14 protein-coding genes and 1 pseudogene are annotated in these 12,276 nt (G+C 38.9%); 13 read left to right on the forward strand and 2 right to left on the reverse strand.

What is annotated here, in order from left to right; all coding sequences use genetic code 11:
- The first annotated feature begins 32 nt into the window (after positions 1-32).
- The 13 genes and pseudogenes from KHA96_RS10135 (at position 33) to KHA96_RS10195 (ending at position 9,653) form a co-directional block, all read left to right on the forward strand.
- Positions 33-1,226 carry a chromate transporter gene (locus KHA96_RS10135; RefSeq protein WP_213129185.1) on the forward strand — a complete coding sequence of 398 codons (1,194 nt, stop codon included), beginning with the start codon at positions 33-35 and terminating at the stop codon, positions 1,224-1,226.
- Positions 1,227-1,280: 54 nt separating this feature from the next.
- The gene (locus KHA96_RS10140; RefSeq protein ID WP_213129186.1) at positions 1,281-1,544 is read left to right on the forward strand and encodes a metal-sensitive transcriptional regulator; all 264 of its coding nucleotides are present in this window, start codon (positions 1,281-1,283) and stop codon (positions 1,542-1,544) included.
- Positions 1,545-1,630: 86 nt separating this feature from the next.
- Positions 1,631-1,858 carry a sulfurtransferase TusA family protein gene (locus KHA96_RS10145; protein ID WP_213129187.1) on the forward strand — a complete coding sequence of 76 codons (228 nt, stop codon included), beginning with the start codon at positions 1,631-1,633 and terminating at the stop codon, positions 1,856-1,858.
- 48 nt (positions 1,859-1,906) lie between these two features.
- Positions 1,907-2,386, forward strand: a complete 480-nt coding sequence (locus KHA96_RS10150; RefSeq protein WP_213129188.1) for a DsrE/DsrF/DrsH-like family protein — start codon at positions 1,907-1,909, stop codon at positions 2,384-2,386.
- A 41-nt stretch (positions 2,387-2,427) separates the two neighbouring features.
- Complete coding sequence (locus tag KHA96_RS10155; RefSeq protein ID WP_213129902.1) at positions 2,428-2,778, forward strand: rhodanese-like domain-containing protein; 351 nt, start codon at positions 2,428-2,430, stop codon at positions 2,776-2,778.
- 11 nt (positions 2,779-2,789) lie between these two features.
- A pseudogene (locus KHA96_RS10160) lies at positions 2,790-3,087 on the forward strand (rhodanese-like domain-containing protein).
- Between the two features lie 47 nt (positions 3,088-3,134).
- Positions 3,135-3,695, forward strand: coding sequence for a sulfurtransferase TusA family protein (locus KHA96_RS10165; RefSeq protein WP_213129189.1), 561 nt, complete (start codon positions 3,135-3,137; stop codon positions 3,693-3,695).
- Between the two features lie 16 nt (positions 3,696-3,711).
- The gene (locus KHA96_RS10170; RefSeq protein WP_481748236.1) at positions 3,712-4,824 is read left to right on the forward strand and encodes an MBL fold metallo-hydrolase; all 1,113 of its coding nucleotides are present in this window, start codon (positions 3,712-3,714) and stop codon (positions 4,822-4,824) included.
- Between the two features lie 99 nt (positions 4,825-4,923).
- Positions 4,924-5,694 carry a sulfite exporter TauE/SafE family protein gene (locus KHA96_RS10175; protein ID WP_213129191.1) on the forward strand — a complete coding sequence of 257 codons (771 nt, stop codon included), beginning with the start codon at positions 4,924-4,926 and terminating at the stop codon, positions 5,692-5,694.
- A 107-nt stretch (positions 5,695-5,801) separates the two neighbouring features.
- On the forward strand, positions 5,802-6,206 hold the full coding sequence (locus tag KHA96_RS10180) for a DUF1259 domain-containing protein (protein WP_213129192.1): 405 nt from the start codon (positions 5,802-5,804) through the stop codon (positions 6,204-6,206).
- A gap of 138 nt (positions 6,207-6,344) precedes the next feature.
- On the forward strand, positions 6,345-7,313 hold the full coding sequence (locus KHA96_RS10185; RefSeq protein WP_213129193.1) for a sugar phosphate isomerase/epimerase family protein: 969 nt from the start codon (positions 6,345-6,347) through the stop codon (positions 7,311-7,313).
- Between the two features lie 20 nt (positions 7,314-7,333).
- Positions 7,334-8,488, forward strand: coding sequence for a Gfo/Idh/MocA family protein (locus KHA96_RS10190; protein ID WP_249315554.1), 1,155 nt, complete (start codon positions 7,334-7,336; stop codon positions 8,486-8,488).
- 61 nt (positions 8,489-8,549) lie between these two features.
- On the forward strand, positions 8,550-9,653 hold the full coding sequence (locus KHA96_RS10195; RefSeq protein WP_213129194.1) for a Gfo/Idh/MocA family protein: 1,104 nt from the start codon (positions 8,550-8,552) through the stop codon (positions 9,651-9,653).
- Between the two features lie 289 nt (positions 9,654-9,942).
- Here KHA96_RS10195 and KHA96_RS10200 read toward each other — a convergent pair whose 3' ends face one another.
- Both KHA96_RS10200 and KHA96_RS10205 read right to left on the reverse strand, forming a co-directional pair.
- On the reverse strand, positions 9,943-11,409 hold the full coding sequence (locus KHA96_RS10200; protein ID WP_213129904.1) for a catalase: 1,467 nt from the start codon (positions 11,407-11,409) through the stop codon (positions 9,943-9,945).
- A 165-nt stretch (positions 11,410-11,574) separates the two neighbouring features.
- Positions 11,575-12,213 carry a bifunctional 4-hydroxy-2-oxoglutarate aldolase/2-dehydro-3-deoxy-phosphogluconate aldolase gene (locus tag KHA96_RS10205; RefSeq protein WP_213129195.1) on the reverse strand — a complete coding sequence of 213 codons (639 nt, stop codon included), beginning with the start codon at positions 12,211-12,213 and terminating at the stop codon, positions 11,575-11,577.
- Between the last annotated feature and the right edge of the window lie 63 nt (positions 12,214-12,276).

Here is a 12,276-nt window from a genome sequence, read left to right on the forward strand (position 1 = left end):
CTATATTTTTTATTCTAAAGGGAGAAGGTTTTATGGCTGAGAAAAATAGAACTTCTTTAACATTACTGATAGAAATTTTACTTGCTTCAACAAGACTTGGATTAACATCTTTTGGTGGCCCGATAGCCCATTTGGGATATTTCCACGAGGAATATATACGACGAAGAAAATGGATGGATGAAAAGAGCTACGCCGATTTAGTAGCTTTGTGCCAATTCCTGCCTGGACCCGCAAGCAGCCAAGTTGGTATCGGAATCGGGGTAATGCGCGCGGGTATTTTAGGTGGGATTGTCTCATTTCTAGGATTTACGTTGCCTTCTGTTATTGCCTTAATTGTGTTTGCACTAATTCTAAAAGGTATGGATATTGGTAATGCAGGTTGGATACATGGATTAAAATTGGTCGCTGTTGCAGTAGTGGCGCATGCAATTGTGGGCATGGCACAAAAACTTACACCTGATTTAAAGCGAAAAGCTATTTGTTTAATGGCGCTTGTAATCATATTATTATGGCAGACAGCTTACACGCAGGTCGGAGTCATTTTGTTGTCAGCTTTAATTGGCTTTCTGATTTATAAAAATCATAAAGATGAAGATGATACAAGAATTCACTTTCCCATTTCACGTGAAATTGGATTCATATGTCTATCCTTATTTTTTGGCCTACTGATACTATTACCTGTTTTAAGAGAAGTTAGTTCATTAGATTGGATTGCAATGTTCGATAGTTTTTATCGTTCCGGTTCTCTTGTGTTTGGAGGGGGACATGTCGTGCTACCTTTGCTGGAGCGTGAATTTGTACCTACAGGATGGTTAAGTGAAGAGTCGTTTCTTGCTGGATATGGAGCTGCACAAGCTGTTCCTGGCCCATTATTTACATTTGCAGCTTATTTAGGAGCGGTTATGAGTGGCTGGTCGGGTGGCCTGATCGCCACTATCGCAATCTTTTTACCTGCGTTTCTTCTCATTCTCGGTACGCTTCCTTTTTGGGATCAACTACGTCGCAATCCCAAAATTAAAGGTGCTTTGATGGGAGTTAATGCAGCAGTAGTCGGCATTTTAATCGCTGCATTTTATCAGCCAATTTGGACAAGTTCTATTTTTAAACCAATTGATTTTGCCTTTGCCGCGGTTTTATTTAGCATGGTCGTTTATTGGAAACTTCCACCTTGGATCATTGTTGTGACTGGTGCGATTGGGGGAGCGTTGCTCACATTATTGACATAATACCCAAAGGGGTATAATATATACATATGGAAAACAGAAGAGGAGGTGGTATATATGGAGTATAATGATCAAATAAAGAACAGAGTAAAACGTATTGAAGGTCAGCTTCGAGGCATCTTAAAGATGATGGAAGAAAATAAAGACTGTAAAGAGGTTATAACACAATTATCGGCTGCTAGAACTGGTATTGACCGGACAATTGGCGTTATTGTAAGTTCTAACCTTGTTGAGTGTGTGCGACAGGCTGAAGAGAGCGGACAGCAAAATACGGAAGCCTTTGTGAAGGAAGCCGTTGATTTGCTTGTTAGAAGCAGGTGAAAAAATAAAAGGGTTGACACTCTCTTTTATTTTGGGTTATTATAATACCCATACGGGTAATAGTATATTAAAAGAAGGGGAATATATTGAATATCGCGAAAGTATTAAATGCAAAAGGACTAGCGTGTCCAATGCCGATTGTAAAGACGAAAAAAGCAATCAGTGAAATAGAAAGCGGTCAAATATTACAAGTTCTTGCCACTGATAAAGGTTCAAAAGCTGATATAACTGCATGGTCGGGATCTCAAGGACACGAGCTTTTAAATATTTCAGAAGAAAATGGGGTTTTTATTTTTAATATAAAAAAAATGTGATTTTTTTAAACTGAAAATATACCCCCTGGTGTATATAAGGAGGATAAAATGACAGAGAAAAAACGTACTACCATCATTTTATTTAGTGGAGACTATGATAAAGCGATGGCAGCTTATATTATTGCCAATGGTGCAGCGGCATATGATCATGAAGTAACGATTTTCCATACCTTTTGGGGATTGAATACCTTACGAAAAAATGAACAAATTCCGATTAAGAAAAAGTTTATGGAAAAAATGTTCGGTAAAATGATGCCGCGTGGTGCTGATAAAATGGGATTATCTAAAATGCACTTTGCAGGTCTTGGCCCTAAAATGATTAAAGATGTGATTAAAAAGCATAATGCCATCCCGTTGCCACAATTAATCGAGATGGCCGAGGAACAAGGAGTTAAATTAGTTGCTTGTACGATGACAATGGACTTGCTTGGACTACAAAAGGAAGAACTACTCAATGACATTGAATATGCCGGAGTTGCTGCATATTTGGCAGATGCAGAAGAAGGCAATGTTAACCTATTTATTTAAAGGATGAATCACAATTAAGGAAGGGATTTAAATTGAATTATATGGCCGAAATCATTTTCGTGATTATCTTGTTATTTTTATTAAAAGGATTCTTGCCAGTAAAAGGTGTAAAAAATATATCAATTGAAGATTTAAAAAATGAAATGAAAAACAAAAACAACCAAATGATTGATGTTCGGACAATTGGAGAATTTAGTCGTTATCATATCACTGGTTTTAAAAATATTCCACTTCACGTTTTGTCTCAACAAGCCAATCAACTTATGAAAAAAAGGCCTATTATCGTAGTTTGCCAAAGTGGAATGAGAAGTAAAAAAGCAAGTAAGATACTGAAAAAGCTGGGTTTTAAAAATATCATGAACGTAAAAGGCGGAGTAGCCGCATGGAGATAGAAGGATTTTTGATGAAAGAATATACAACAAAAGAAGTAGAGGAAATGCTTAAAAATGGTATGCAATTTGAACCTAATAGATGTTCGTGAAATCGAGGAAGTTGAAGCCGGGAAAATTCCTGGAGCTGTTAATATTCCGCTCGGACAATTGGAATTCAGATGGACAGAACTAGAAAAGGAAAAAGAATATGTGGTGGTATGCCGCTCTGGTGGAAGAAGTGGAGGTGCCGTTCAATTGCTTGAAAGCCAGGGATTACGTGTTGTAAATATGGCCGGCGGAATGTTGAAATGGGAAGGCGAAGTGGAATAATTTTTTTAAATAAAATAATACCCTAGTGGGTAATTGAGGTGCCATCAATGAATATTAAAACGGATTATGTATTAGATGCAAAAGGTCTTGCATGTCCAATGCCGGTTGTAAAGACAAAAAAGGCCATTAACGAAATAGAGAACGGACAAGTGTTGGAAGTTCAAGCGACAGATAAAGGTTCAAAAGCAGATATTAAGGTATGGTCTGAACGTATGGGACACCAATATTTAGGAACATTGGAAGACGAGGACAAATTAAAACACTATATTCGCAAGTCTCCTTCAGAAGAAAAAGGTGAAAAAAGGTTTCCTCACGTAGTTGATAATGAAGAATTAAAAGCTATCTTAAATGAAGAAAACATTGTCCTTTTAGATGTAAGAGAAGAAGCGGAATATGCTTTCCATCATATTGCCGGATCTGTATCTATCCCTTTGGGTGAACTTGATTCAAGAATGAACGAATTGAATAAAGAAGATGAAATTTTTGTCATATGCCGTTCGGGAAATCGAAGTGATTTGGCCGCTCAGAAACTTTCTGAAAGTGGTTTTGTGAATATAAAAAATGTTGTACCAGGCATGGGTGCTTGGACAGAGGGGAAGGTGAAATAAATTGTCAGTAAAGGCAATGAGTCCGCATGAGTTGGCACAAAAAGTCTTTAAAAACGAAAAGCTGTTTATACTAGATGTTCGCAACGAAAACGATTTTCAGGAATGGAAAGTAGAAGGGAAATATTTCAAATACTTGAATATTCCCTATTTCGATTTATTAGATGGGGTCGAAGAGATTATCGATCAGTTGCCTTTAAAACAAGATATCTTAGTAGTTTGTGCTAAAGAAGGATCGTCAATGATGGTGGCAGACATGTTATCCGAACAAGGATTGAATGTCTCATATTTAGAGGGCGGAATGAAAGCATGGAGTGAACATTTGGAGCCTGTCAAAATTGGACAATTGAAAAGCGGAGGAGAACTATTCCAATTCGTTCGTATTGGAAAGGGCTGTCTATCATACATGATTTTATCTGATGGAGAGGCTGCCATTATTGATGCAACACGAATGACGGATATATTCCTTAACTTCGCGGATCAGCAGGAAGTAAAGATTAGGCATGTCTTAGATACACATCTTCATGCCGATCATATATCCGGAGGAAGGAAAATAGCCGAAGTGACTGGCGCCTCTTATTGGCTGCCACCGAAAGATGCGGATGAAGTGATTTTTGACTACAGTCCATTAGAAAATGGGGAAAAGATCGTAATTGGTAATTCCACGATTGAAATCAATGCCCTTTATTCTCCAGGACATACAATTGGATCTACCTCTTTTATTGTCGACGACACATTCTTAATGACAGGAGATATATTATTCATTGATTCAATTGGGCGTCCGGACCTGGCTGGAAAGGCAGAAGATTGGGTTGCAGATTTACGTGAAACGCTATATTTACGATATAAAAAGTTGTCAGACGAACTAATCGTCTTGCCGGCACACTTTATGATCATCGAGGAACTAAATTCAAACGGCAGCGTTTCATCCAAAATGAGTGATCTCTTTGCAAAAAACCATGGCCTAAACATTGCAGATGAGGATGAATTCAGAAAGCTTGTAACCGAAAACCTCCCTCCGCAGCCGAACGCATATAAACAAATACGCCAAACAAACATGGGAAAAATAACACCAGATGAAGAAACACAACAAGAAATGGAAATCGGACCAAATCGCTGTGCAGTCCGTTAACCATTTGTGAATTGTTTGAGAATTGTTTGAGTGCCAGGCACTCAAACAATTCCTGGACAATTCAGAATAGTTCAGGTGTATTTTTAGGAAGGGGCGCTTATGGATTTTATTATTGTTGTTTTCTTAATAGGATTTTTTGGTTCGTTTTTATCAGGTATGCTTGGAATAGGTGGGTCGATTATAAAATATCCGATGCTTTTGTTTATTCCACCTTTGTTTGGACTGGCAGCATTCAGTGCTCATGAAGTGGCAGGGATAAGCGCTGTTCAAGTTTTTTTTGCAACAATAAGTGGTGTTTGGGTATACCGAAAAGGTGGATATTTGAATAAAAAGTTAATTGTTTACATGGGAATAAGTATTCTTATCGGAAGCTTTCTTGGTGGTTTCGGATCAAAGCTAATGTCTGAGAATGGGATTAACATTATTTATGGAATTCTAGCATTGCTTGCAGCTGTTATGATGTTTATTCCTAAAAAAGGAATCGATGAAATTCCGCTCAACGAGGTGAGCTTTAATAAATGGCTAGCAGCGGGAATGGCTCTGATTGTTGGACTTGGTGCGGGGATTGTTGGGGCAGCCGGGGCATTTCTTCTTGTACCAATTATGCTAGTTGTTCTTAAAATTCCAACCCGCATGACGATTGCTTCTTCACTTGCAATTACCTTTATTTCATCAATCGGTTCAACTGCTGGAAAAATGGCAACTGGACAAGTTGATTACTTCTCAGCCTCAATTATGGTTATTGCTAGTTTAATAGCCGCCCCTATTGGTGCCCTTGTTGGTAAAAGGATGAATACGAAAATATTGCAAGTGATGCTGGCCGTATTGATTTTAGCAACGGCAGTAAAAATATGGGTTGATATTTTATAAAGCTCGGTGCCAAACATTGGGAGTATCCTACATTGTTTGGTTTTTTTACATAATGTTTTCCTTTTTATCATAGGTTAGGACATAGGTTTATTAGGAGGTTCGGGAAAATGGATAGTTTTAATAATCTTTGTCATCAGTTTGCGGCTATCTTTCATGCGAAAAGTACAAGCAATCATGGAGTTTGTTCTGTCTCGCTGCATCGTAATTTTTCTGTATTCGTTCAAGGACGGACGAGCACTTCAGTTGTCCCAGTAGGTATATCATTTGAAGCGCTTGATCAACATGGGTATGCCCTAAACTTAGCAGAGATTGCTATTTTAGAAGAAGAGGTTCCTGCGTTTATGCATTCAATTGTTCAGCAAGGTCTAATGGTCAGTGCACTACATAACCATTGGATCTTCATGAATCCCCATATATTATATATGCACATTCAATCAGTGGAACCACCTTTGCAATTTGCCAGAAAGATAGTAAATGCCTTTTCATCTTTAAGTAGTCTACCGATATCATAAATCAAAAGAAATTAATTTTGAAAAGGTTTTCATATATTTCTTTATATGGTATCTTAATAGATATAGCTTCGAGGTCATACATACTTTGTTTATTCGCTATTCAAAGCTCATACAACTAATTTTCAAGGAGTGAGAAATTTGAAGTTAGGGGTTTTTTCAGTTTTATTTGCTCAAAAAAGCTTTGAAGAAACGTTGGATTATGTTGCAGAAAGCGGTTTGCAAGCTATCGAACTTGGAACTGGCGGATATCCAGGAAATGCTCACTGTGATGCAGCTAGTTTGCTAGAAGATGATCAAAAATTAAACAAGTTTAAAGAAGCTATTAAAAGTAGAGGATTGGAAATCAGTGCTCTTAGCTGTCACGGAAACCCGCTGCATCCAAATAAGAAAATTGCCAATCAGCATCATGAAGATTTTCAAAATTCCGTTAAGTTGGCAACGAAATTAGGTGTCGATACAGTTATCACTTTTTCAGGTTGCCCAGGCGAATCAGATCATTCGCTCAACCCTTCATGGGTCACTTGTCCATGGCCTGAAGACTTTGGAAAAGTTCTTGACTGGCAGTGGGAAGAAAAAGTGATACCTTACTGGAAAGAACAAGATCAGTTTTTAAAAGAACATGGAGTGCGAGTTGCAATAGAACCTCATCCAGGATTTGTTGTTTACAATACAGAAACGATGCTGCGGCTGCGTGAGGAGTGTGGAGATAGCATCGGTGTGAACTTCGATCCTAGCCATTTATTCTGGCAGAACATGGACCCGATTGTTGGGATCAAGGATTTAGCTAAAGCCGGGGCGTTATACCACTTCCATGCAAAAGATACAGGAATAGATGCTCAAAATACTGCTGCTAACGGTGTACTTGATACAAAAAGTTATCGCGATGAATTAAATCGTTCTTGGATTTTTCGGACGGTTGGTTATGGCCATGGGGAAGAAACATGGAGAAAAATCATCAGCACCCTTCAACTTGTTGGATATGATGGCGTTATTAGTATAGAACATGAGGATAGCTTAATGTCAGTAGAGGAAGGCTTTCAAAAAGCAGCTTCTTTTCTACAAAATCTGCTTATTAAAGAAAGGATCGGTGAGATTTGGTGGGCGTAAAAAAGAAAGTAAGAATTGGAATGGTTGGTTATAAGTTTATGGGAAAGGCTCATTCACATGCGTATCGTGACCTCCCATTCTACTTTGATTGTGATGTAGAGCCTGTTCTTCAGGCTGTAGCAGGACGTGATGAAGAAGGGGTAAAAGAAGCTGCCGAAAAAATGGGATTTGCAACATATGAAACGGACTGGAGAAGATTAATTGAACGAGAAGATATTGATTTAATTGATATAGTCACTCCAAACAATACACATGCTGAAATTGCAATTGCTGCGGCTGAAGCTGGAAAGCATATTCTATGTGAAAAACCGCTTGCTCTCACGTTGGAAGATGCTCAGCGTATGTACAATGCTGTGAAAAAGAATAATGTTATTCATATGATCTGCCATAATTATAGATTTGCGCCTGCCATACAATTTGCAAAAAAATTGATTCAAGAAGGTAGATTAGGTAAAATTTATCATATGCGTGCAACATATTTGCAAGATTGGATCATGGATCCGAAATTTCCAAGTGTGTGGCGCTTGAAAAAAGAAGTGACTGGGTCGGGAGCGTTAGGCGATATTGCAGCACACAGTATCGACATGGCACGATTCCTAGTCGGTGAGTTTGAAGAAGTGACAGGAATGATGGAAACCTTTATTAAGGAGCGCCCTGTTGCAGATTCAAGCGGTGGTTTAAGTGCGAAATCTGAAAGTACAGTAATGGAAGAAGTTGATGTTGACGATGCTTCTGCATTCTTAGTTCGTTTTGAAAATGGAGCAATGGGTGTTTTTGAAGCAACTAGATTTGCAGGCGGAAACCGTAATGGAAATCGTTTCGAAATTAACGGATCCAAAGGTTCTATCCGTTGGGATATGGAGCAGATGAACAATTTGGAAGTGTATTTTGCTGACGATGAAGATGGACTTCAAGGCTTCAGAAATATCACCTGTACAGAAGAACACCATCCTTTTGCAGGTGCTTACTGGCCGGCGGGGCATATTATCGGATATGAACATACCTTTATTAATTTAATGACAGAATTGATAAAGGGGATTTCTGAAGGAAATAGCCCATCTCCTAATTTTGAAGACGGCATCAGAAATCAAGAAATTTTGACCGCGATTGAAAAGTCAGTTGAAACACGCGGCTGGGTGAATGTGAAACAAATGCGATTAGTAGAAAACGTATAATGAACAGGTGCCCTGGGAATTCCGGGGCATAACATAAGACATCATTGTGGGGGATAACAAAATGGAAAAAGTAAAGATAGGAATTATCGGTTGTGGCATGATTAGCGAAATTTACATAAAAAATACGAAAGAAACTTTTCAAAATCTTGATGTCGTTGCAGTTGCGGATATTAATCTCGATAGCGCGAAAGCACGTGCAGAGCAATTTGGGATTTCGAAGGCATATTCGCCTGAAGAGTTGTTAGCAGATGATGAAATTGAGATGGTCATTAATTTAACAATCCCTACAGCTCATGCGCCAATTTGTTTACAAGCACTTGAAGCAGGCAAACACGTTTTTGTTGAAAAACCACTTGCTGTTACACGTGAAGATGGTAAGGAAATATTAGAACTAGCTAAAAGCAAAGGGCTTTATGTTGGATCGGCGCCTGACACATTTTTAGGCGGAGGACTTCAAACATGCCGAAAACTTATTGACGACGGCTGGATAGGGGAACCGATTGCAGCAAGTGCATTTATGATGGGAAGCGGTCCTGAAAGCTTCCATCCAAACCCTGACTTCTTCTATGTTGAGGGTGGCGGCCCAATGTTTGATATGGGACCTTACTATTTGACTGCTCTTATTAATTTAATTGGACCGATCAAACGCGTTACGGGTTCTGCTAGAGCCACTTATCCCGAAAGAACGATTAAAGCTGGTCCGAGAGCAGGGGAGAAGGTACCTGTCGAAATCCCGACTCATATTTCGGGAGTATTCGAATTTGAAAATGGAGCAATTGGTTCCATTACAACAAGCTTCGATGTATGGGGATCCCAACTTCCAAGGATTGAAATTTACGGAACAACAGGAACTTTGATTGTTCCTGACCCAAATACATTTGGTGGGCCAATTTTTGTAAAAAGACAGGGTGAGGAGCTATGGACTGAAATTCCGCTTTCTCATAGCTTTAAGGAAAACAGCAGGGGAATCGGGGCGGCTGATATGGCAAATGCCATTCGAACAGGTCGTGCAAACCGTGCAAGCGGAGATTTAGCTTTCCATGTTTTAGACGTCATGCATGCGTTTATCGACGCAGCAGAAAAAGGGCAGCATATCGAAATTTCCAGCGGCTGTAATAGACCAGAAGCTCTTCCTATGAATCAACCGACAGACTTTTTAGCATAAAATGTTATAAAAACAACGAGACTTTCAAAATGAACTTTATTTTGGGAGTCTTTTTTTATACGAGGGAAGACTGCTTTTTCCCAAATAAAATTTAATAATACTTGGATAGGTGCCTTTAGCTATACTTTTTCGCTGCAGAAGGTGACGAATCTCCGTATTGGTGCCCTTGGTCAAGTCTATTTAATCTATGGAGGTCACCAAGACACAAACTATTATGTTTATTATCACACGGGACATCCAAAAAAATCAAAAAGAGACAGCACTATATGCCGTCTCTCCATTGAAAATATTAAACTTCAGTTACAGCAATGCCAGCTTCACTCATTGGAATACCAAGTGCATTTGCTACTCCTTCACCATAAGCAGGGTCTGCTTTGTAGCAATGAACGATATGTCTGATTTTAATTTCTTTTGGAGCGTCACCCATAGCGCGAGCAGTATTTCCAAATAGTATTTCCTTCTGTTCATCATCCATTTTATTAAAGAGAAGACCAGGTTGAGTGAAGTATTGATCGTCATCATCACGGAAATTCCAGTTGGCTGCGTCGCCGCTTATTTTTAGCGGTGGTTCTGTGAAGTCAGGTTGTGATTCCCACTCACCATAGCTATTAGGCTCATAATGCATAGTGCTTCCTAGATTGCCATCCACTCTCATTTGTCCATCACGATGGAAACTATGGAATGGACACTTTGGAGCATTGACTGGGATTTGATGGTGGTTTACACCTAAGCGATATCTTTGCGCATCCCCATATGAGAACAGCCTTCCTTGCAGCATTTTATCTGGTGAGAAGCCAATTCCCGGAACAATATTAGATGGTGCAAATGCAGCTTGTTCTACTTCAGCAAAATAGTTTGCAGGATTTCTATTTAACACAAACTCTCCAACTTCGATAAGAGGGAAGTCCTTTTTATACCATACTTTCGTGAGGTCAAATGGATTATAAGGCATGTTTTCAGCTTCTTCTTCCGTCATTACCTGAATATACATTTTCCATTTAGGGAATTCGCCATTTTCAATACTATCATATAAATCTTTTTGATGAGATTCGCGGTCTTTTCCAATAAGAGCTTCTGCTTCAGCATCAGTTAAATTCTCAATTCCTTGTTGAGAACGGAAATGGAATTTTACCCAATATCGTTCGTTCTCTGTACTAATCATGCTGTACGTATGGCTTCCGAATCCATGCATGTGACGATATGATTTTGGAATTCCTCGATCGCTCATGACGATCGTCACTTGATGCAGAGCCTCAGGCAACGAAGTCCAGAAATCCCAATTGTTTTTAGCACTTCGCATATTCGTTCTTGGATCACGCTTAACAGCATGGTTTAGATCTGGGAAGTTCAAAGGGTCTCTGAAGAAAAACACAGGAGTATTATTACCAACTAGGTCCCAGTTGCCTTGCTCAGTGTAAAATTTCAAAGCAAATCCGCGTATATCACGTTCAGCGTCAGCTGCACCACGCTCACCTGCAACTGTAGAAAAACGGGCGAACATTTCTGTTTGCTTACCAACTTCTGAGAAAATTTTTGCTTTTGTATATTGTGTAATGTCATTTGTGACTGTAAATGTACCGTATGCTCCTGATCCTTTAGCGTGCATACGTCTTTCAGGGATAACCTCTCTGTCAAAATGAGCAAGTTTTTCGATCAACCAGACATCTTGCAGTAATACAGGACCTCTTGGACCAGCCGTCATTGAATTTTGATTGTCTATAACTGGAGCACCTGCAGCAGTCGTTAACTTTTTCATTTGCTTCTTCTCATTCTCATTCACGAAACGTGCACCTCCGATATAATGGTATGTAACTTACAATAATTATTATAACAAACTCATTTTAATTTTACTATATTTATTATGTAAGTTTTTATATAAAAAGAAAAAGGCTTTTCCCTAAAAAGAGAAAAACCTTTATCATTAAGCTTTTGCTTCTTGATATTTAATTCTATATTGCTTCGCTTGTTGAACCAACTCTTCAAAATCCGCTTCTGTTTTTAATTTTTTTGGATTGACTAGATTACTGCCGATCCCAATTGCTGCTGCCCCGTTATTCACATAATCTTTCATATTATCAAGGTTAATTCCCCCTGTTACCATTATAGGAATTTGCGGCATCGGGCCGTGGATGCTTTTTATATAACCTGGTCCAAATACATTCGCAGGAAAAACCTTGATCATATCTGCGCCATTTTCATATGCTGTTAAGATTTCTGTCGGTGTCAATGCCCCTGGGATACTTATAATGCCGTACCGTTTTACGGTTTTGATTGTATCAACATTCAAAGTAGGAGAGACAACAAATTTAGCTCCCGCCGCAATGACAGCTCGAGCTGTTTCAGGGTCAAGGACTGTACCAGCCCCAACAAGAATTTTATCCCCAACTTTTTCGACTGCTTTTTCAATTAATGCAGCTACCCTCGGTGTTTCAGCTGTAATTTCCAGTGCATGAATTCCACCTTCATAAAGCGCTTCGCATATTGGAACAATATTTTCCAAATTAGCTTCTCTTACGACAGCCACTAAACCACTCTTCTGCAACTCAACTAAAACGTTCATTATATTCTCCTTTATTCGTATTTCCAATAATTTTAAAATGTTTATCACTAATAAGCAACTCAG

The sequence above is a fragment of the Bacillus sp. FJAT-49711 genome (assembly GCF_018343715.1).
In the GTDB taxonomy this organism is placed as follows: domain Bacteria; phylum Bacillota; class Bacilli; order Bacillales; family Bacillaceae_C; genus Lederbergia.

What these genes read in the sequence shown, in the direction of transcription:
- KHA96_RS10150 (WP_213129188.1), top strand. Translation starts at nt 1,907, where the DNA reads ATGACAGAGAAAAAACGTACTACCATCATTTTATTTAGTGGAGACTAT.
- KHA96_RS10190 (WP_249315554.1), top strand. Translation starts at nt 7,334, where the DNA reads ATGGTTGGTTATAAGTTTATGGGAAAGGCTCATTCACATGCGTATCGT.
- KHA96_RS10205 (WP_213129195.1), bottom strand. Translation starts at nt 12,213, where the DNA reads ATGAACGTTTTAGTTGAGTTGCAGAAGAGTGGTTTAGTGGCTGTCGTA.
- KHA96_RS10155 (WP_213129902.1), top strand. Translation starts at nt 2,428, where the DNA reads ATGGCCGAAATCATTTTCGTGATTATCTTGTTATTTTTATTAAAAGGA.
- KHA96_RS10135 (WP_213129185.1), top strand. Translation starts at nt 33, where the DNA reads ATGGCTGAGAAAAATAGAACTTCTTTAACATTACTGATAGAAATTTTA.
- KHA96_RS10140 (WP_213129186.1), top strand. Translation starts at nt 1,281, where the DNA reads ATGGAGTATAATGATCAAATAAAGAACAGAGTAAAACGTATTGAAGGT.
- KHA96_RS10195 (WP_213129194.1), top strand. Translation starts at nt 8,550, where the DNA reads ATGGAAAAAGTAAAGATAGGAATTATCGGTTGTGGCATGATTAGCGAA.
- KHA96_RS10165 (WP_213129189.1), top strand. Translation starts at nt 3,135, where the DNA reads ATGAATATTAAAACGGATTATGTATTAGATGCAAAAGGTCTTGCATGT.
- KHA96_RS10170 (WP_481748236.1), top strand. Translation starts at nt 3,712, where the DNA reads ATGAGTCCGCATGAGTTGGCACAAAAAGTCTTTAAAAACGAAAAGCTG.
- KHA96_RS10175 (WP_213129191.1), top strand. Translation starts at nt 4,924, where the DNA reads ATGGATTTTATTATTGTTGTTTTCTTAATAGGATTTTTTGGTTCGTTT.
- KHA96_RS10180 (WP_213129192.1), top strand. Translation starts at nt 5,802, where the DNA reads ATGGATAGTTTTAATAATCTTTGTCATCAGTTTGCGGCTATCTTTCAT.
- KHA96_RS10200 (WP_213129904.1), bottom strand. Translation starts at nt 11,409, where the DNA reads ATGAAAAAGTTAACGACTGCTGCAGGTGCTCCAGTTATAGACAATCAA.